The organism is Acutalibacter muris (assembly GCF_002201475.1).
Lineage (GTDB): Bacteria > Bacillota > Clostridia > Oscillospirales > Acutalibacteraceae > Acutalibacter > Acutalibacter muris.
The window spans coordinates 713,217-732,079 of sequence record NZ_CP021422.1 but is presented as its reverse complement, the minus strand read 5'-3'; the positions used below and the strand labels follow the sequence as shown (position 1 = coordinate 732,079).

Annotated in this window: 23 protein-coding genes and 1 pseudogene; 5 read left to right on the top strand and 19 right to left on the bottom strand. The window is 52.4% G+C overall.

All coding sequences use genetic code 11. The features are described 5' to 3' along the window. Nucleotides 1-41: 41 nt before the first annotated feature. The 16 genes and pseudogenes from ADH66_RS03625 to ADH66_RS03555 form a co-directional block, all read right to left on the bottom strand. Nucleotides 42-320 carry a DUF3847 domain-containing protein gene (locus tag ADH66_RS03625; RefSeq protein WP_066535572.1) on the bottom strand — a complete coding sequence of 93 codons (279 nt, stop codon included), beginning with the start codon at nucleotides 318-320 and terminating at the stop codon, nucleotides 42-44. A 6-nt stretch (nucleotides 321-326) separates the two neighbouring features. Beyond that, nucleotides 327-785 carry a hypothetical protein gene (locus ADH66_RS03620; RefSeq protein WP_066535575.1) on the bottom strand — a complete coding sequence of 153 codons (459 nt, stop codon included), beginning with the start codon at nucleotides 783-785 and terminating at the stop codon, nucleotides 327-329. A 109-nt stretch (nucleotides 786-894) separates the two neighbouring features. Beyond that, entirely contained in the window at nucleotides 895-1,293 is a 399-nt protein-coding gene (locus ADH66_RS03615; protein ID WP_066535578.1) for an RNA polymerase sigma factor, read from the bottom strand. Nucleotides 1,294-1,834: 541 nt separating this feature from the next. Further along, on the bottom strand, nucleotides 1,835-3,058 hold the full coding sequence (locus ADH66_RS03610; protein WP_066535581.1) for a sensor histidine kinase: 1,224 nt from the start codon (nucleotides 3,056-3,058) through the stop codon (nucleotides 1,835-1,837). Next, nucleotides 3,045-3,710, bottom strand: coding sequence for a response regulator transcription factor (locus ADH66_RS03605; protein WP_066535590.1), 666 nt, complete (start codon nucleotides 3,708-3,710; stop codon nucleotides 3,045-3,047). The genes ADH66_RS03610 and ADH66_RS03605 overlap by 14 nt, the downstream gene beginning before the upstream one ends. 1 nt (nucleotide 3,711) lies before the next feature. Then, nucleotides 3,712-4,470: an ABC transporter ATP-binding protein gene (locus ADH66_RS03600; RefSeq protein ID WP_066535593.1), complete on the bottom strand. Its 759-nt coding sequence runs from the start codon at nucleotides 4,468-4,470 to the stop codon at nucleotides 3,712-3,714. 15 nt (nucleotides 4,471-4,485) lie between these two features. Next, nucleotides 4,486-6,861 carry an ABC transporter permease gene (locus tag ADH66_RS03595; RefSeq protein ID WP_066535596.1) on the bottom strand — a complete coding sequence of 792 codons (2,376 nt, stop codon included), beginning with the start codon at nucleotides 6,859-6,861 and terminating at the stop codon, nucleotides 4,486-4,488. Nucleotides 6,862-6,999: 138 nt separating this feature from the next. Continuing rightward, on the bottom strand, nucleotides 7,000-7,365 hold the full coding sequence (locus ADH66_RS03590) for a TnpV protein (protein ID WP_066535599.1): 366 nt from the start codon (nucleotides 7,363-7,365) through the stop codon (nucleotides 7,000-7,002). A gap of 18 nt (nucleotides 7,366-7,383) precedes the next feature. Further along, nucleotides 7,384-7,596 carry a helix-turn-helix domain-containing protein gene (locus ADH66_RS03585; RefSeq protein ID WP_066541662.1) on the bottom strand — a complete coding sequence of 71 codons (213 nt, stop codon included), beginning with the start codon at nucleotides 7,594-7,596 and terminating at the stop codon, nucleotides 7,384-7,386. Between the two features lie 175 nt (nucleotides 7,597-7,771). After that, nucleotides 7,772-7,918, bottom strand: a pseudogene (locus tag ADH66_RS03580) (Maff2 family mobile element protein); the annotation flags it as partial. 92 nt (nucleotides 7,919-8,010) lie between these two features. Beyond that, a complete protein-coding gene (locus ADH66_RS03575) occupies nucleotides 8,011-9,852 on the bottom strand; it encodes a VirD4-like conjugal transfer protein, CD1115 family (RefSeq protein ID WP_066535603.1) in 1,842 nt (613 codons plus the stop codon). Further along, complete coding sequence (locus ADH66_RS03570) at nucleotides 9,839-10,318, bottom strand: PcfB family protein (protein ID WP_456236488.1); 480 nt, start codon at nucleotides 10,316-10,318, stop codon at nucleotides 9,839-9,841. The genes ADH66_RS03575 and ADH66_RS03570 overlap by 14 nt, the downstream gene beginning before the upstream one ends. 62 nt (nucleotides 10,319-10,380) lie before the next feature. Continuing rightward, the gene (locus ADH66_RS03565; protein ID WP_066535607.1) at nucleotides 10,381-11,082 is read right to left on the bottom strand and encodes an antirestriction protein ArdA; all 702 of its coding nucleotides are present in this window, start codon (nucleotides 11,080-11,082) and stop codon (nucleotides 10,381-10,383) included. Between the two features lies 1 nt (nucleotide 11,083). Then, entirely contained in the window at nucleotides 11,084-11,425 is a 342-nt protein-coding gene (locus tag ADH66_RS03560) for a DUF7768 domain-containing protein (protein ID WP_016316827.1), read from the bottom strand. Between the two features lie 6 nt (nucleotides 11,426-11,431). Continuing rightward, nucleotides 11,432-11,656, bottom strand: a complete 225-nt coding sequence (locus ADH66_RS19850) for a hypothetical protein (RefSeq protein ID WP_157130596.1) — start codon at nucleotides 11,654-11,656, stop codon at nucleotides 11,432-11,434. A gap of 87 nt (nucleotides 11,657-11,743) precedes the next feature. Then, nucleotides 11,744-13,213 (bottom strand): ParB/RepB/Spo0J family partition protein, encoded by a 1,470-nt coding sequence (locus ADH66_RS03555; protein WP_066535608.1) that lies wholly within the window; start codon nucleotides 13,211-13,213, stop codon nucleotides 11,744-11,746. A 332-nt stretch (nucleotides 13,214-13,545) separates the two neighbouring features. Between ADH66_RS03555 and ADH66_RS03550 the strand changes: the two genes are divergently transcribed. The 5 genes from ADH66_RS03550 to ADH66_RS03535 all read left to right on the top strand — a co-directional run bounded on the left by ADH66_RS03550 (nucleotide 13,546) and on the right by ADH66_RS03535 (nucleotide 16,789). After that, entirely contained in the window at nucleotides 13,546-13,875 is a 330-nt protein-coding gene (locus ADH66_RS03550) for a plasmid mobilization protein (RefSeq protein ID WP_066535609.1), read from the top strand. Then, nucleotides 13,836-15,170 (top strand): relaxase/mobilization nuclease domain-containing protein, encoded by a 1,335-nt coding sequence (locus ADH66_RS03545; RefSeq protein WP_066535610.1) that lies wholly within the window; start codon nucleotides 13,836-13,838, stop codon nucleotides 15,168-15,170. The genes ADH66_RS03550 and ADH66_RS03545 overlap by 40 nt, the downstream gene beginning before the upstream one ends. Beyond that, nucleotides 15,167-15,526 carry a cysteine-rich VLP domain-containing protein gene (locus tag ADH66_RS03540; RefSeq protein WP_066535614.1) on the top strand — a complete coding sequence of 120 codons (360 nt, stop codon included), beginning with the start codon at nucleotides 15,167-15,169 and terminating at the stop codon, nucleotides 15,524-15,526. The genes ADH66_RS03545 and ADH66_RS03540 overlap by 4 nt, the downstream gene beginning before the upstream one ends. 97 nt (nucleotides 15,527-15,623) lie before the next feature. Beyond that, nucleotides 15,624-15,962 carry a hypothetical protein gene (locus ADH66_RS20835; RefSeq protein ID WP_236757175.1) on the top strand — a complete coding sequence of 113 codons (339 nt, stop codon included), beginning with the start codon at nucleotides 15,624-15,626 and terminating at the stop codon, nucleotides 15,960-15,962. 32 nt (nucleotides 15,963-15,994) lie between these two features. Further along, nucleotides 15,995-16,789: a protein kinase family protein gene (locus tag ADH66_RS03535; protein ID WP_236757174.1), complete on the top strand. Its 795-nt coding sequence runs from the start codon at nucleotides 15,995-15,997 to the stop codon at nucleotides 16,787-16,789. 690 nt (nucleotides 16,790-17,479) lie between these two features. Here the strand turns inward: ADH66_RS03535 and ADH66_RS03530 are convergent. From ADH66_RS03530 to ADH66_RS19640, 3 genes are read right to left on the bottom strand one after another with little or no spacing between them, the layout of a single operon-like run. Next, nucleotides 17,480-17,683: a transposon-transfer assisting family protein gene (locus ADH66_RS03530; protein WP_066535615.1), complete on the bottom strand. Its 204-nt coding sequence runs from the start codon at nucleotides 17,681-17,683 to the stop codon at nucleotides 17,480-17,482. Next, complete coding sequence (locus tag ADH66_RS03525) at nucleotides 17,683-18,372, bottom strand: hypothetical protein (RefSeq protein WP_084384261.1); 690 nt, start codon at nucleotides 18,370-18,372, stop codon at nucleotides 17,683-17,685. The genes ADH66_RS03530 and ADH66_RS03525 overlap by 1 nt, the downstream gene beginning before the upstream one ends. Before the next feature lie 3 nt (nucleotides 18,373-18,375). Beyond that, complete coding sequence (locus tag ADH66_RS19640; RefSeq protein WP_066535616.1) at nucleotides 18,376-18,756, bottom strand: hypothetical protein; 381 nt, start codon at nucleotides 18,754-18,756, stop codon at nucleotides 18,376-18,378. Nucleotides 18,757-18,863 lie beyond the last annotated feature (107 nt).

The following is an 18,863-nucleotide window of genomic DNA, read 5'->3' as shown; positions in this document are numbered from 1 at the left end:
ACACCGGAACGGTGTATAAGTGCGCACTTCTCCGAAGTGACTTACCCAGCGTCCTCGGCGCTCAGCGTTTTTTCTGCAACCTCCCCCGCTCCCGGCAGGCGGGAAAGGGCAATCAGAAACTCCTTGATCGCCTCGCCGTCAGCGTCAAGGACGGCAGGGAACACGCCCTCCAGAATTGCCCCATGGCGGCACAGGCGGCTTGTCCTGGCGTTGCGTTCCTCTTTGCGGATTCGGTTCAGTAAAATCTTCTGGCGGCTCTCAAGCTGAGAGATTTCTTTCTCTGCGTGAGCCTTTTCAGCCTCCAATGATGCTTTGTCCATTTGCTATCAAGCCTCCTTTGGCATCCAGCCATTTTTGATGAAAAACTTTTGCAGCTTTGTGATCGCGCCGGTGACGGATGCGGCGGCGCAACTGTCGCTGATCCCCTCGTCCGCCGCTATCTCCCGGAATTTCTTTTTTAGCGCGTACCGGGCATGGAGCCGCCGCGCCTGGGTAGGGGAGAGCAGGGTCATGGCAGCGGCCAGATTTGCCAGTACCAACTCCGCCGCAGCTTCGTCCTCGTCCTGGATCAGCAGTTCCTCCGGGGACAGCACCAGGAACATGGCATGGTTCTCGATAGCGGGGGTGCAATCCATGGAATAGACATGGTAGTAGCTCTGCCGATTGTCCTGCCGGTGTTCCATGCGCCGACCTTCTTCCAGCGCGTCCGCTACCTCGTCCGGCACTTCCAGAAATTTGTCTTTCGGGTAGTGTGGGTAGTAGCGTCTCAGGTTGATGATTGCCATAGTGACCTCCTCCAGATTGCAAGAGGGACAAGCCACAGCTTGTCCCTCCCGGTGATGGAGCGTGATGCCCCTCACCTTATAGCCATTTTGAACCGCCTATCGTATGTGTCTATTTCCAAAATTTTTGAAAAATCTTTCGGACAGCATCAATAGACGCTTGGACTGAGCTTTTGGAGCAGCTGCAAATCTTTCCGACTTCCTCATAGCTGAGATCATAGAGAGCGTGGAGCAAAAACCGCTCCCGCTGTTTCTCGGTACAGAGGGCCAACACCGCCAAGATTTCCCTGCGGGTTTCCATGCGGCACACATACTGCTCCGGCGATTCGCAGTAGGGCAGACGGCCCTCGGTGACAACTATGTACTCGTCATAGCCTCGCTCGTCCCAGTGGTCTTTCCACTCGCGGTAAAGGCTCCGGTCAAAGTGTTCAGCCAGCACCCAAAACTCGGCTAGGGTGGCGGCATCTTCATAAGACAGATTACGCCTATGCTTCCTGATGGTAATTTCCATCGTGCATTATCCTCTCGTTCAGATTTTTATGTCGGGGTCTGGTCTGAACGAGAGGGGCGGGGAGCGGCAGCGGGGCCGGTGCCGCTCCCCCGAAAATACAAAAGCGCCCGGATAGTGCGAAACTATTCGGGCGCTGGGAACAACATTATGAGCCGTCAGAAAACGACTATTTTCGCAAACCTGGGTGGAGTACACCGCTACGGGAGCCAGGCTTTTTTTGACAAGTACCTATCTACCTTTAATCGCATGGCGGCATCCTCCTATATGCCGCCTACTGGTCATAAAAAAGCGGCGGCTTTGAAAAGTCAAAACCGCCGCTGAAAACAACTTTTAGACATGGATAATCGTTCTGCCCAGCAGCGGTTTTTTTCTTTTCTGCCGCTGGGCAGATGGGATATGGTGTTGAGTTACTTTTAGCAGTTTGCGGAAAAGATAGTACGTTCCGTTGCCGTGTAACAATCTGTGGGTTGCAACACGAGCTTCATGCGATCAGAATTGCTACCTTCCCAGGTTTACTTCATTCTCATCCTAAAATCAGCAATTACACTCTTGCGAAAACCGCAGTAACAGTGATGATGTCATTATTGATCTCCGCATAAATCTCGCCGTTCATCTTGCGCATAAGCTGTTTGCAAATGTAAAGCCCCAGCCCGCTGCCGCGAATGTTTTCTGCATTAGCGCCGCGCCAAAAGCTCTCGAAAATATGCGGCAAATCGTCCTTGCTGAGCGTACAACCTCCATTCGTGATCGCAATCTGAACGCATTCGTCGTCTTCGGGAAAAATCAATGCCACGTGCCGACCATCGCCGTATTTAAGAGCATTTTCCATTATGTTTTGCAACACTTCAACGCTCCTGCTTAAATCCCCTGAAAGCAGACAATTTTTATATCTCCCTACGGTAAAATCAATTTTGATAAGCGCCAATTTTTCCCTATAATATCCTGTGATCTTTTCAACAAGCTCCGAAAGATAAAATTCGCCCATATTCACTTCAAGGCTCAGGAAATCTTCTCTTGAAGCTGTTACAATCTGCGAAACATACCTCTCAATCTCGTCCGCTTTTTCATTGATGTTTTCAGCGATTTTGTGCTGTTTTTCTGCGTCTGAATACAAATTTTTCGATAGTGCAGCCGAGTACAGTTTTATCGCGGAAAGTGGCGTTTTAATATCATGCGAAAGCGATAGCAGCAGAGTTTTCTTTTCTTTCTGCATTTCCAATTCGTGCTGCTTTTGCTGCTCTATATTTTCACGGAGAATATCAATTCCCCAAAGAAATTTTCCGAAAAAGCGGTTTTTCGTTTCCTTTATTGGCGCGGTGAGATTACCCTTTGAAAGTTCGTAGGGGATACTGCTCAAGCGTTCAAAGGGCGCAAGAATTGCAAATTTTATGTAAAGCATAACTGCGATAAATAAAATCGCCATAGTACCGAGAACTGCGTTTACAATTCCTACAAGATGTGCTTTGTTGGAATAACCATTTGCACGGTAATCGAAACGATACAGTTCTCCGTTTATTTCACGGATAACATAGTCGCTGTCCGCGCTGTAAAAGTCTTTTCCGTATCGTTCAATATTTGTTACATACTCACATTCGGAAATGTCGGCAGAACCGTTCGCTTCTATTTCTCGAACAAGGCGGTTTATCTCTACGCGGTACAGTCTGCCGTTATTGGTCTTGTCGGCGGCAAGAATTAAATTCACGACAGCAAACAATAGTATCACGGCAACCGCAACTACCGAGAAAATTCTGTTAAACGCTTTCATATTTATAGCCCACCCCCCATACAGTCACTATTCTTTTTGGTTTTTTGGGGATGTCCTCTATTTTCTGCCGCAGCCATTTTATGTGTACCGTCAGTGTCTGCTGTTCCGAAAAGCTGTCGCTGCCCCAGACCTGCCCGAAAATGTATTCCTTACTTAAAGCCCTGCCCATATTCTCCATCAAAAGCAGGAGCAGTTCAAATTCCTTCGTGGTCATTTCCAGCTCTTTTCCGTTTTTGTAAACGGTACGGCTCGCCTTATTTATGCGTATATTGCCATCAGTAATTTCATCAAGAGCGTAACGGCGTTTAAAAATTCCGCTTATTTTTGCGAGCATGATATCAATATCATAGGGCTTTTCAATGTAGTCGTCTGCGCCGAGATTCAGTCCGTTCAGCTTGTCCTCTTTTTCCGTTTTCGCACTTACAATCAGTACGGGCGTGTTGCTTTCTGTACGGATTTTTTCCAGAACATAAAACCCGTCCCTGTCGGGCAGCATGATATCAAGCACGACAAGCCTTGCGCCGTATCTTTCGTACAGCAGCAAGGCTTCTTCGGCTGTTTGAACCGCCGATACTGTGTAATTTTCCGCACGGAGAAAATCATACAGCAGATCGGCAAGCTCCTTGTTGTCCTCAACAATGAGAATATCCATATTACCACCCTAATTCCAGAAGCCAGTTATTTAATGCGCGCTCCCGCTCTCTTATCTGTGTGGAACAGCCGCTTAAGTCGTACTCTCCCTTTATGTTCCCGTCAACAATGTACATGACCCTTGTACATTTTGCCGCAACCTTAACATCGTGGGTAACGAGCATGATTGTTGTTCCCTCAGAATTTAATTTTACAAGTTCCTCCATTACCTCGTCGGAGTAAGTGCGGTTCAAAGCCCCTGTCGGCTCGTCGGCAAAAATCATTTTCGGATTGTTCATCATACTGCGGCAGATACACGCCCGTTGAAGCTGGCCGCCCGAAACCTCGTTGATGTCGTTGTCGGCAATGTCGATAATGCCGAGCCTGCGCATGAAATCCTGGCCGCGCCGCGCCGTTTCCCTGCGGGGTTCACGCTGCTTTTTGGATTGCGTTGCAGGAAGTATGATATTATCCAATATGGTGAGGTTTTTCAGCATATACATTTGCTGAAAGATAAAACCCATTTCGTCAAGGCGCAGGTCTGCAAGTTCTCTTTCGCTCATCCCTGCGATATTTTTTCCACAGAAGTTCACCTCCCCTGCGGTAAGATCATCCATGCCCGAAACTGCGTACAGCAGCGTGGATTTTCCAGAGCCTGACGGCCCCATAACGGCGACCATTTCTCCCTCATCAATCATAAAATTTACGTTTTTCAGTACATTATTCTGCCGTTTGTTTACGATATATGTTTTGCAGAGATCTTTTACTTCGAGAATATTCATATCAGATTTCCTTTCTTATTCTATATTAGCCGTGTCCAAGGCCGTTATCGTTTTGGTATACAGCGAGGCGAAGAACGCGCTTGCCGCTGTAGCGGCAAGAATAACCAGCGGGAAAACAAGGATCATTTCAAACGGGTTTATCACATAATCAACAGCAAGCGCCATACCCATCATCTTGAAAAACGGATCAATGAAGAGATGCGTAAGCGGCAGGGCAAAAAGTTCCGCTGCGATTACCGTCATACATCCGACGAAAACAAATCGCAGGGTATGGTAAGCATAGATTTTTCCGTTTCGTGTGCCGATTGCTTTCATAAACGCAATTTCGCCCAACTCCTTAGCGATAAAGGAACGCTCCATAAGCACAGTAATCAGCACCGCTAAAATGAACGTGAGAACAACGACCATTTGCTTTGTCGTATCAAAAGTATCCACAACTTTGAGCAGATCCGATATAGTTTCGCCGCGATTTTTGACCTCGTCGAGTTCGGGATAAAGCTTCTGGATTTTTTCCATACGGCGGGCTGTTTCCGTTTCATCGGGTTCATCGGTGAATTTGATCTGTGTGAAGAGTGCTTTCTGCGCTTGTATGTAATTAATCTTCTCGTCCTCGTGAACCCGCACGCTCTCGCCTATATTGTTCATGGACTGAAAAATTGCTGTTATTATCAATTCCTTGTCGCCATCGATGGTCTTTATTGTAATCGTATCACCGATATCCGCTTTCAGTTTGTCCGCAGAAAGATGGGACAGCGCAGCCTCACCGACAGACTGCGGCGGCGTGCCCTCAATGTACTCATACATATCCGCAGTCGTTCCTGTGCCCTGATATATTGTAATGCTGCTCTCGTTTTCATCGTGTGACACAGGTAGCTTGAACATCATTTCCTGCATACAGAGCGCGGGCATACCGTTTTGGGCGAGATTTTCCTCCATATCCGAAAGGTATTCTTCCAGCTTTTCGTGGCCGTTCTCCGTCATAAACTCCGTTACCTCGCCTTTGGCGGATATGTCGAAGTCCGCAAGGTCGAAAAGGTTGAAGAGCACACCGCTTTTCGCCGTGGAAACCGTTGTCGAAAGGACAAGCAGAAGCGACAGGCAGAGGAAGAATGCGAAGGTTATGATACTGAAGCGTTTCGGACTGCTTACGATATCGTTCAGTGCGAGAAACACTGTTTCGGGAAGCCTAGATCTCCCAAGGCTCATCATGCTCTTTTTGCGGAAGCGCTCGCCCGTCTGACCGTTTCGCACAGCGTCAATGGGGGACATTTTCCCGACCTTGCCCGTACAGCCGTAGCAGAACAGCATGATGACGCCAACCATGCACACCGCGCAAATGACGTTGGAAAGCGCCGCGTTCTGATTGTTTATGATAATGGAGCTAGGGACAACGCTCATCAGCATTTCACCGAAAGGAAAGCTGAGCGCAAGGCCGGCCACCGCGCCGATAACGGAAAGGGCCGCGTATTTCACAAGGTACAGACTCCTAATCTTCAGATTGCGGATACCGATTGCTTTCATAACGCCAATCTCGCGGAACTCCTCGGAAAGCGTGAACGCAATGGTAAACCGCAGGATCACAAACGCGACGGCTACAAAAATAAGGCTTACCATAAGGAGGGTCTCGACCGCCAGCATATCAAAAGCATAAGAAAGTTTGATAGTCGCCTTGTCCCCTGCCAAAAGGGCATCGTTGATAAGCGGTTTGACTTCAGAGAGCATTTTTTCCATATCCGAGGTACGTATGTAAACCAGCTCGCCGCCGTAAAATTTCTCAACATTTTCCGCAGATATGAATTTTTCAAAATCCTCGGTGCTTATGATATAACGCTGTATTGATATTCCCTTTGAGCCAAGAACCGCATCCTTGACACCACCCGCGAACGTAAATATACAGCTTATGCCGCCGAGCTTTACAGTCATTTTATCTCCGACCTCAAGTCCAATATCCTCCGCCATGCCCGCCGTCGTATAAAACTCGCCTCTCTTTACCGATTTCAGAATGCTGCCGTCGTCAAGAATATAATTCATGGACATATCCTCGTCACTCTGAAGAAAAATATAGCTTAAGTTTGATGCAGTTTTGCTTTCATCCTCAAAGGTGACATTGGCGGACTCCATATACAGTATTTTTTCCTTGCCGAAACTTTCCACCGAAGCGGCAGAATTTAAAATCCCGTCAACATCGACCGCACCTGATTTGTTCCTTGTCATCGCAATGTAGTCGGGTGCGTCCGCCATTTCAAAATAATCGTCCAGCGCCGTTGTAACGCTTATGATGTTATTCACGCCCGACGACACGAACATTGACGCAAGTATGATAAATACAAGCAAGATCACGTTCATCGCCTTTTTTCGTTTCAGGTCTTTTTTCAGTATTCGTAAATACATTTCCACTGCTCCTTTCGCTTTGTGGACCTATTGTAGCATAGGAGTTATTAAAGAATCCTTAAATCGGTTCGCGGAAATCAAAATAGATGCTTATTCGCAGAAAAGGCCAGAAGGATACACCCTCTGGCCTTCAGCTAATCAACAGTATACCAGTTCCGCAAAGATAATTTCCTCAACTTGTGCTTTGCAGCTATTCATCAGTCCGACCCACGCCATTTGATCGCGGGCTTTCAATTCCTCGGTGGCCTCCGCCGCCTTTGCCATCTGCGGCATCATCCTGTCCAGCCAGTCATTGGCGGTGTCGTTGATGTCCAGTAGATGTGCCTGGAGTTTGCCTGTGTCCACCAGCTCCCGGTACAGCTTGCGCCGGTGCTGCTTCAAGTAGGTCAACCTCATGCGACCATATTTGCCAATATCCCTGACCGGTTCCTCTGGTTCGGGGTCTAATGCCAGATTGGGGATATAGTAGTCTCCAACGCGAATATAGGTCAATCCGTTTTCCATTGTGATGCCCTTTCTCCCTTACGGGTCGTTATCTGGCACCAGCGCAATCACATCGGCAATATCGCAGTTCAGCGTTTCGCAAATCTTGATAAGGGTCTGCATGGAGATATGTTCTCCCTTGCCCATGTTGGCGATGTGATTTGTTGTCAAATGCGCCTGGAGCCGTAAATCTTTCTTGGTCAGATTTTTGTCGATCAATGTTTTCCACAGCGGCTTATAGCTGATTTTCATAGTCATTCTCACCTTTCCAGTGCCAGGGTCAGCAGTAGCGGCCCCGGCACTATGGTCTATTAACCATTATACCGCCTCTGTTGAGAAAACACAATGCGGTCTTGCAATTCTTCTCCAAAAACTGCGGCATACACAACGCATTTGTTCTCGTTTTTCTTTACATCAATTTGGGGGTCAAGTGTTTCATGCCCTGGCTTTTGGAGCCGGGGTTGTCCGAGCCGTAGCCCTCCAGCAGATTGACAACGCCCCAAACGCCGAGGCCCGCGCCCAGCGCGATAACAAGGGTCTGCAAAGTGGTGATAGCGGATGCGAAGAATGCCATATAGTCCTCCATTTCTCCGGGATATTCCCGGGCACAAGAAAAGCCGCCCGGTGTAGGCGGCTGGCTACTCCTTGGGACAAAATGTCCCAAAGCTATACAAAAGCGTCCGGGTCGTCCAAATCGTCATAGTTGAGGATGTCCTCGTCCTCGTCTATGGGCGTTTTGTCCGGCACGTCCGCCTCGTACACGGTGTACTGCTCGTTGGGATTGAGCTTTTTTATACGGCGGCAGATAAGCCGCTCCAGCGAAAAGGCGTTTTTCTTCTTGTCCGCCTCCGCCGTGTATCGGTAGTTGGGGTGCTGTTTCAAATCGTATTTCCGGGAGTAGAACGGCGGCAGGCCCCGCAGTTGCAGGATGCACCTGTCGCCGGGCATGGTGGCAAGCTCGGCGGGGGTCATAAGCTCCCGGCCCAGCCGTTGCGTGTTCTGATTGTAGCTTTCCGACTGCCCACGGGAGCGGCCCTCGGTCTGCATGGAGATGGTGGCCTTGCCCAGCCAGTTCTCGGAAATCTCCTTGATGGTGCTGGCCTCCCGGCCCCCGAGGAATACCACGCTGTCCATGTTGCCGAGTATCGTCTCGGCGTTCTTGTCGTAGATTGCCTTACATTGGGCCAACTGCTGGTAGAACAGCGTCAGGCTCACCTCCCGGGAGCGGATGACCGCCACCAGCTTTTCGAGGTTCGGCACTTGCCCGGTGTTGGCGGCCTCGTCCCACAGCACCCGCACATGATGGGGCAGGCGGCCCCCGTGTACGTTGTCCGCCCTTTCGCACAAGAGATTGAACATCTGCGAAAACGCCAGAGCTACAATAAAATTGTAGGTGGTGTCGGTATCGCTGATGATGAAGAAAGCCGCCGTCCGTCTGTCCCCCAGCTTGTCAAGCTCCATCTCGTCATAGCTCATAATCTCCCGGAGTTGCGGGATGTCAAATGGGGCCAGCCGCGCACCGCATGAAATAAGTATGGAGCGGGCAGTCTTGCCGCTGGCCAGCTTGTACTTTTTGTACTGCTTGACCGCGAAACAGTCCGGCTTGCGCTTTTCCAGCCCGGCGAACATATAGTCCACCGCGTTCATAAAGTCGTCATCGTCCTCCTTGACCTCCATGCCGGAAATCATGTCTACCAGCGTGTTCATGTTCTTGTCCTCGTCCGGGCCTTCGAAGATGATATAGGCGATAAGGGCGCAGTATAAAAGCGTTTCTGATTTCGTCCAGAACGGGTCGCCCTCCTTGCCCTCGCCTTTGGTGTTGGCGATTAGGGTATTGACAAATTTCAGAATGTCGGCCTCGTTGCGGATGTACGCCAGCGGGTTGTAGTGCATGGAGCGGGAAAAATCAATGCTGTTAAAAACCTTGATTTTATATCCCTTTTTCCGTTGCAGGAAAAAGCCCGCCTGCTCCAGCACCCCGCCTTTTGGGTCTACCACCACATAGGAGGAATGGGCCTGGAGTAATTGCGGGGTAAGCCAGAACCGGGTCTTGCCGGAGCCGGAGGAACCGACAACACAGCAATTCAGGTTCCGGGCATTGGCGGGGACGGCGGGCCGGGTGTTGGTGGTGAGAAATTCCGTCCCGGTCAGAATGATGTTGTTCTCAAACCTGGGGTCGGTGAACGGCTTGATGTCTTTTTCCGTTCCCCAGCGGGCCGAACCATACTCTTCATCCCGGCGGTATTTTTGGGCTTTTTTGCTTTTCTGATAGATAACCAGCCGGATCGCCACGGCCCCCGCGATGCCAGTAAGCCAGTCAAAGGGATTGAGCCCCGGCGCGAAGTCGGCAAAGGCCGGGCCGAGAGCCGCCACCATCCCCACCAGCTTGTGGGCCAAATCCGCCCCCGCCGCCAGACGGTAGGCCGTCCCCACCTTTAGGCAGGCCCAGCCGATGAACAGATAGGGGAGGTTGGGCAAAAGGTACTTTTTCAGCTTATCTGTCCTCATGGGCGGCCTCCTTTACGCGGTCTTTCTTGTGGGCGGGGTTATGCAGTATCTCGGCGGCGGCCCGTCTGAGCTGTTCCCGGATGGGTACGCGGTCAGTCCTTGCCTTATCCAGCACCCGGCGGGAGTATTCCGAGAAACAAGCGGTGATTGCGTCCGCCTGCCCGCTCTTGAAGAACAGCAGATACTTGTCCGGCCCGGTCTTGTAAAAGGCATAGTCAACATTCCACTTCCGGGCCACCCGGTCAAATTCTTTTGGGGCCCCGGTGAGCTCGATACTGTTCGTGGCCGCGCCGTGGGCCATGAGCTTTTTCACGGACTGCCTGCCGTGGGGCGTCTGGTGGGCCCGGTGCTCCTTTTGTATCTTCCGGCCAGCCGCCCGGAGCGCATAGGCCAGCACCCGGGCCGAAAGTTTTCCCGTTCTGATAGAAAGTGCTATCGTGCGCCGGGAAACATCCTCGTCAATCAATCAAAACCGCCTCCTTTCATGGGGGATAGGCCCTCCGGCCTTTGGGACAAAATGTCTCGAAGTCACCGCTCCTCCCGGTTTGTTTCCGGGTGCTTGCGTTCAGCCGCCAGAGAGGAACGGTCAATCACTTCCTTGTAGGCAGCCATCTGCTCCCGGATGGAGAGCCGGGGGAGGGCAAAAACCTTGTGCTCCTTGGGAATATCCTCTATCCCGTGGTAGACTTCCTTAATATCGCCAGTCTGGACGATATAGCCGCCGGGGGCAAGGTGGCCGCCCTCATTGATGGATATGTCCCGCCCGTATGCCTCATAGTCAAAGTAGTCTTTCAGCTCGGCGGGTATCGGCAAGTCCTCTGCATAGCAGCGGCCCAAATCTTCCTCGCTTTCAATATCCGGGTAAAATTCAAAGCAGTCCAGATTTTCCGCAAGGTTGATGATGTCCGCCACGCTGGAGGTATGCGCCCCCATATGGAGCGCGGCCTCGAATTTTTCAATCTCGCTTTGGGGGAGCTCCGAGAGCAGGCAGGCCAGATGGTTCAGCTCGTCCAGATTTTCATACTCGCCCAGATAGTCATAGAGCCCCAGCACATCGCCGTCAAAGCTGGTGATGAAAAATTCCTCGTAGCGTATGCCGTCCACGCCGATATTCTTTAACAGCGCCTCCACCGCCTGGGGGCTGGTGGGGAATTTCAGCGTTTCCCCCACCAGCTCGCCCTCGTTGTATTTCCCCAGATTGGTGATGTACGCCTCGAACAGCGCGGCCACGTCAGCGGCGGCCCTGTCCCTTGACGGTCAAAATGCCCTCAAGGGTGGTGGCGGTGATGCCCAGCCGCTGGGCCACGGCGATGTCGTTCTTCATGGACTCGGTGACGGTATGCCCGCACACCACCAGCACCCGGGAGCGCCGGAGCAGGTCGCGGCCAATGTCAATGCTGCTCTTGTGCTCCTCGGGAACCGCGTCATTGAGGAAAAGGGGCAGGAACAAGGCCGGGCAGATAGGGGCAAAGCCCGCATCGTAGACCGCCCGGCAGTACTGCGCGGCCAGCTCCGCATTTTCCGTGTCGCCGCCATACCAAGCGGCGGTGATGTAAGCAAGGGGTCGTTTCATAGTCGTTTACCTCCGATATTTTGATAATTGTCGTTCAGCCCTATCCCCCCGCCCTTTCCCATTCATGGGAAAGGGGCGGCTCTGGAGGATATATCCCCCGCCGCGCCGGGAGGGGTGACACAGCCGGGGCGGGCCGTCAAGGGCAAGCCGCCGCAGGCGGCGGGCGTTCCGCCCCTTGACCGCCCACTCCCGGCTGTGCTCAGTAGTAGGCGGCGACGGGGGATATACCACCAGAGCCCCTCTCTAAAAGAACGCCATGCAAGGCGCGGGGGAGGGGCGCGGAAAAAAGAAAAACCTCGGGACAAAATGTCTCAAGGCTTACTTTTCCCGGTCGGTCTTTTTCTCCGGGGCGGTGCGCTCCGGGGGCTGTTTCTCTTTCCATTCGGCCAGCAGGGACATAATCTGGTCTTTCATTTCCCGGGGCGTGGCGTCCTTGCCGAAATACTTGTTCAATTCAGCGGCGGAAATAATCACTTTGTCTACCTCCTTTTTTTCACGGCTCAAAATGCCGTCAATTACATCGCCGTTCAGTTTCCCGTCCTTATCCAGCTTGCGGAGCTCCTGGGCCTGGGAGAGCGAGGGGGATGCCTGCTCGCCCTCAATGGAAACGGCGATAAACCTCTGGTTTTTGGGCTTGATGAACGAGATTTCCACGGCGGGGGTGAAAGACAGCTTTTTCTCGTTCACCATAGACTGGAGCTCCGGCACAAGCTCGGTCAGCCGGATATACCGCTGTACCTGCTTGTAGTTCATGCCGTTCCGCTCCCCCACGATTTCCGTGGAGCGTTTTCCAACGTCCCCGGCGGTCACGCCCTCCATCTTCGTCCCTTGATGGCTGATGGCCTCCACCTGCATTTTCAGCGACTGGGCCTTTTCCATCGGCAGAATCTTTTCCCGGTGGCGCAGGTTGTCGTCTGTCATCGCAAGGATGGCCTCGCCATCCGTCATGTTGCGGACGATACAAGGCATATTTGCGAACCCGGCCAGCTCACTGGCCCGCTGGCGGCGGTGGCCCGCGATGATTTCATAGCCGCCGCCCTCGCGGGGACGCACCAGCGCGGGCTGATGTACGCCGTTGTCCTTGACCGACTCCACAAGCCCTTTCATTTCCGCATCGTCCCGCACACCAAAGGGATGGTCTTTGAACGGGAACAGCTCCGAGAGGTTGAGGTAAACAATCTCTTCCTTTTCGGCGCGGGTCGCGTCACGGGGCTGGGGCGGCGCTTCCGGCGCAGGAGCGGCGGGGGCCTCTTCCTTGCCCTTTACCGTGGCGGCCTTTCCGCCCTTGCTTTGGGACATTTTGTCTCGAGGTGGGGACGGGGGCCTGTCCGTGGCCGCCTTGTCAGCCTTGGCCGGGCGGCCACGGCGGGCCCCCGTCCCTCCCGGCTTGCCGGGCTCCGCTTTTTCTTCCTTGGGCTTGCGGCCCCGCCTGCCCTTGGGCTTATCCTCCGGGGCGGGGGCCTTTTCCCCGGCGGCCTTTTCCTCCGGGGCCGGGGTAGGCGGCTGTTCCGGTTCAGGCGGCTCGTTCTTTTCCACTTCCGCACGTTCCGCCGCCCGCTGTTCTGCCATGAGCTTTTCAATCTGGTCAGCGGATACACTCACCTCGCCGGGAGCCCCAGCCGGGGCATCCTGGGCGGGCGCATCCACGGCGGCCTGCTCGGGAATGTTCTCCGGGGCCGGGGGCTCCGGCGCGGATGTTTCCGGGGCAGGAGCATCCGCCGGGCCAGTATCGAACAAGCTGGGCTGGGGATTTTCCTCCGGGCTCACGTTTAATTTTTCGTCTGCCATTCGTTACCTCCTTTTTTAATTTCGTGAATGTTGCACAAATCTTGCGCTAAAACTTTGTTACTATTTTTTCGCCTCCCTCCCGGCTATCCACGCAAAAAAGCCGCCCGTTTTTTCATGCCGGACGGCTTTCTGCGTAATGTGATAGCTCAAATAATATTTTTTTGTGGTTGCTGGCTCCGAAAAGCCTTGATATTACAGTGTTCCTATTAAAACTCATTCATAGGGAGTGTAGCCACACTCCCGGAAAACGGCCCGCCCCGGCCCCTGCCGGGCCGTGTCCGTTTTCGCTTGTTGGGATAATCCCAAACCCTTATGCAGAACGGAGGTGACGCATGGCGAACAGGAAGCGGAAGATCGTGCTGCGTGTTCCGGTGACGGCGGAGGAACAGGCGTTGATACAGCAGAAGATGGCCCTGCTCCATACGGCCAATTTTTCGGCCTATGCCCGGAAGATGCTCATTGACGGCTATATCGTCAACGTGGACACCAGCGACATCCGGGCGCAGACGGCGGAGATACAGAAGATCGGCGTTAATGTCAATCAGATCGCCCGCAGGGTGAACAGCACCGGCACAGTGTACGCGCAGGACATGGAGGACATCAAGGGGGCGCTGGCGGAGATATGGCAGTTACAAAGATACATCCTATCAAGTCAACGCTGAAAAAGGCTCTTGACTACATCGAGAACCCGGACAAGACGGACGGGAAAATGCTGGTGTCCTCCTTTGGTTGCTCCTATGAAACGGCGGACATAGAATTTGAAATGCTGCTTGCCCAGGCCATCCAGAAAGGCAACAATCTGGCGCACCACCTGATACAGTCCTTTGCTCCCGGCGAGGCCACGCCGGAGCAGGCCCACGAGATTGGGAAGCGGCTAGCCGACGAGGTTTTGCAGGGCAAGTACCCCTATGTGCTGACAACGCACATCGACAAGGGCCATGTCCATAATCACATCATTTTCTGCGCCGTGGACATGGTGAACTGCCGGAAGTATGTTTCCAACAAGCAAAGCTATTCTTTCATCCGGCGCACCAGCGACCGGCTGTGCCGGGAACAAGGGCTGTCCGTGGTGAAGCCGGGCCAGAACAGGGGCCAGTCCTATGCCGAGTGGGACGCCCAGCGGCGGGGCCGGAGCTGGAAAGCGAAGCTGAAAATCGCCATCGACGCCGCCATCCCCCAGGCCAAGGATTTTGACGACTTCCTGCGGCTCATGGAGAGGCAGGGCTATGAAATCAAGCAAGGGAAATTCGTGTCGTTTCGCGCCCCCGGCCAGGAGCGGTTTACCAGGTGCAAGACGCTGGGCGAAGCCTACACCGAGGAAGCGATTACCGAGCGCATCCAGGGCCGGGCCATCGCTACCCGGAAGCCGAAAGCCCGCAAGGGTATTTCCCTGCGTATCGACATTGAGAACAGCATCAAAGCCCAGCAATCGGCGGGCTATACGCGGTGGGCGAAGATACACAATTTACAGCAGGCGGCAAAGACCATGAACTTCCTGACCGAGCATGGCATCGACGCTTATCCTGATCTGGAAAGCCGGGTGGCGGAGATCAGCGCCGCCAGCGAGGAAGCCGCCGCCGCACTGAAAACGGCGGAGCGGCGTTTGGGAGAAATGGCCGTGCTGATAAAGAACGTCACCACCTACAAGCAGACCCGGCCCGTGGCGGTGGAGTATCGCCGGGCGGCGGACAAGGCCCGGTTCCGGCAGGAGCATGAAAGCGCCCTGATATTGTACAAGGCGGCGGGCCGTGCCTTGCGGGAGAGCGGCGTGACGAAACTGCCCGATCTGGCTGCTCTGAAAACGGAGTATGCCCGGTTGTCGGAGGAAAAGGAACGGCTGTACGCCAGGTACGGCGAAGTGAAAAAGGAACTGAAAGAGTACGGCATCATCAAGCAGAATGTGGACGGGATTTTGCGGGTGACGCCCCGGCAACAGGAAAGGAAGCAAGAACTGTGAGCATACCGAAGATGAACTATCCGCAGTACCGCAAGGCCCGGAGGCTAACGCGGGAGTGCTGCAACAATGTGGGCGGCAACTGCCTCCTGCTGGACGATGGGGAGGAATGTATCTGCGTTCAGAGTATTTCCTACTCCCTGCTGTGCCGCTGGTTCCGGGTGGCTGTCCTCCCGCTGGACGCTGTTCTGTGCGCCGAGATCACAAAGGGCCACGATTATTTGAAACGGTGCTGTGAGTGCGGGGCCAGCTTCACGCCGAAGTCCAACCGGGCGAAATACTGCCCCATCTGCGCCAAGAAAATGCGCCACCGCCAGGAGGCCGAGCGGCAGAGGAAAAGATACCATCGGTCAAAATAAACAGGTTACTAAAATGTATTTCAAAATTTATATGGGGGTAGAAAGGGTGCAGAACTTATGATATAATGTTTACAAGCCGATATGCGGGGGTGTATCAATGAATATAGAAAATCATATTGAGGCGCAATATCGAGAATTGGTTTCATTCACCCAACTTAACGGGGAATATATTGCTTTATACAAATCTGTAAAGCACGCTCGACTTCAAGAGATGTTTGCCACTTTACACCATGAGCTTGTAGTATCATTCCGATCAATGAACGAGCGTTTACCAACTGGCGAAAATGAGGCACATTTTTGGGCAGAGCCAAGTAGAGAACTAATCAAAACTATTGATATTATTTCAAGTTTATATGGAGTGCTAAAAGAAACAGCTTTAGCGTTTGAAATTGACGAATATTATTCTGATCTTATAGCAAAGTGTCGCACTTTTTGAGCTCCAGCGGCGGAAGTCGAATACCCCCTCATATGGCGCGGGTAGAATTGTACTATACCATTCCAATTTTTAAACCATTAACAAGTGTGACAGTTTCCCATAGCCAAAATGAGCTGTCATTCAGTCTAAAGCAAATCGGAACTGGTTCTTACGCAAATGTATTCAAATATAGAGATACATTTTATAACCGGAATTTTGTTGTAAAACGGGCTAAAAAAGACCTTAATGATAAGGAGTTAGCGCGTTTTATGAGGGAGTTTGAGGTAATGCGTGATTTTTCATCCCCCTATATCCTTGAAGTGTTTTGTTACAATTCAGACAAAAACGAGTACATTATGGAATATATGGATTATACTTTAGATGAGTATATTTCCAAGTACAACGCATCTTTGTCCATGCAACAGCGGAGAGGAATAGTGCAACAGATTTTGCGAGCATTTGACTATATTCATGCTAAAGGGCATTTGCATAGAGATATAAGTCCTAAAAATATTCTGGTGAAAGAATATGATGATATAGTGGTAATAAAAATTGCGGATTTTGGCCTTGTAAAAATTCCCGATAGCTCGTTTACAAGCGTAAATACAGAATTTAAGGGATATTTCAATGATCCTGCCCTTGTGGTTGAGGGATTTAATTCGTACAATATTTTACATGAAACTTATGCACTTACGCGAATTGTGTTCTATGTAATGACCGGACGGACAAATGTAGATCGCATCAAAGATAGAACATTATATGAATTTGTTCAAAAAGGCTTAAGTGCAGATAAGCAAAAGCGGTTTCAGAGTGTTGCTGAAATATCGGCAGCCTTTCGGAGAGTATAATTAGGGTCTACTGAAAAAGTCGAAATTGGGGAATATATGCAGGGCAACTATAATATATATGCAAAAAAGCCTTGCAGAATTAGGAAATGCGCCCCAATACGATACTTTAATGATGCAGATCATAGCTTGGTTATGCAATATATTCATGCAGGAAGTACTTGTGCAGCCCCCCAGAATAGGCATTTCTGCGTATAAACCTCTGATTCTGGGGTCATTTTGATTTTTGAAAAACACGGATTCTGGAATCATTGGCACAAAAATTGTTCTCTCATCAATTAAAACCAACGATATACATCACTTATGCGACTTTTTCAGTAAGCCCTAATTAACGGATGGTTCCTACCATCGGCCTACGCATTTAGAGGGGTAAAAGCCCGCTGTTTTCAGGGCTTCCGGGGGCCGGTCGGTAGGGTAGCTGAATGATTTATCAAATACCCGCTGAAACGGCGTTCTAAATGCGTAGAAAACAGGCAAAAAAATAAAGCAGGACGCGGGGCCATTCTAACGGCTCCACGTCCTGCTTTTCTGATACCCCCAGCGGCTACCGTTTACGCAAGCGCCCCGCCTGCGGGCGGGCCGCTCGCGGCACCTGCGGAAAAGGTACACCCGCGCTGCGTCTGTACCTTTCCCGCAGGTCGTATTACCCATTCTGCTGCCTGTCAGCGCCTAACCTGCCGCGCCGGTTTCCTATTACTCGTCCGTAAAGAGAAAGCGCATTTCCTCAAAGTCGGCATCCGTCATGGCCTCCAACTTCCTGATCGTCTGCCGGGCCAACGCCTGCATATCCCTGTCCATATCGGGGAGGGCGGCGGTCATGCGGCCCATCGTCCTGTGCCGGTCGGCCTTGTAGTAGACACAGACCAGGTTTTCTTCCTCAACCGTGAAATGTACCATTATCCTACCTCCAATTCCTGATTTTTCGTTTTGGCCGGGGCCTTTTTCGGGGCGGCGGCGCTCTTGGCCTCGGCAAGCTGTTTTCGGATAGAGGGCTTGCGGCCAATCTTGATCTTAAACGTGGCCGCACGGTTTTTCTGCCTGCCTTGGCGGGCGGCGGTCAGCAAGTCGCGCAAGGCGTCCTCGCTCTCCGCCTCATAGTGCCTGCTCACCACCTTGCCATGCTCCGCCACCATCCCATAGATGCCGTGATTGTACTGCTCATAGGGATAACGGCCCTCGGTTCCGTCCTCAAATTTCAGGCTGACTTCCTGAATGGGAAATGCCTGCTGTCCCAGCTTGGCGGCGTGCTGGCGGTAGTCCAGCTCATAGAGATTGCCCATCACCTTGCCGTCCCGCAGGCCGGTGATCTCCACAGCGTAGGCCAAAATGCTGTCCCCCGTAGTGGCGTGGAACGTCCAGGTATGGCTTGCCTGGCTCTCTTTCAGATAGGCGTCACGCTCCCGGAAGCACTCGGTTCCACAGCGGCGGGACAGCCACAGCAGATGGGTGTTTTCCTCGGTGGGATGCCGCGCCGCCTCCATGAACATTTTAATGTCATAGCTGAAATCGCTTTTGTAATGCTCGGTGTTCAGTTCCATCACCGCCCCCAGGGAGGCGATGATGTCCACATCCTCATATTTTCGCAATCGTCACACCTCCAAATCCTGTGATTTATCCTTGGTGGGGGCTTTCGGCTGCTGGCCTTCCTTGTTCCTGCCGGTCAGCACAATGGGAATGACGGGCTGGGAGGCGGGGGCAGTCTGCTCCCGCTGGGGACGGCTGGCCTCGTCCCGCTCCACCTGCGGGGGCGGAAAGGACAGCACCCGGTATTCCTCCGGGATGATCTGGCCCTCATAGACCTGCCGCCACTGGTCGCCGCTTTTGACGATATAGCCGTATTCGGTAAAGGCCCCCTGTTCCAGCCCGGCGATGTGCTTTCCCAGCGCGGCCGTGTCGATGGCGGGTTTCCACTCGTCCGGCATATCCACCATCCCGGAACGGTTCAGGTAGTAGTCCCCCAGCGCCGCCACGGTATGGATGTCGGGGAGATTGACGTAGTAACGCCCGCCGTGCCAGGTCTAAAAGTACCGTGCTGTCCTTGCCCCCGGAAAATGATACAGATACTTTGCCGCCGTAG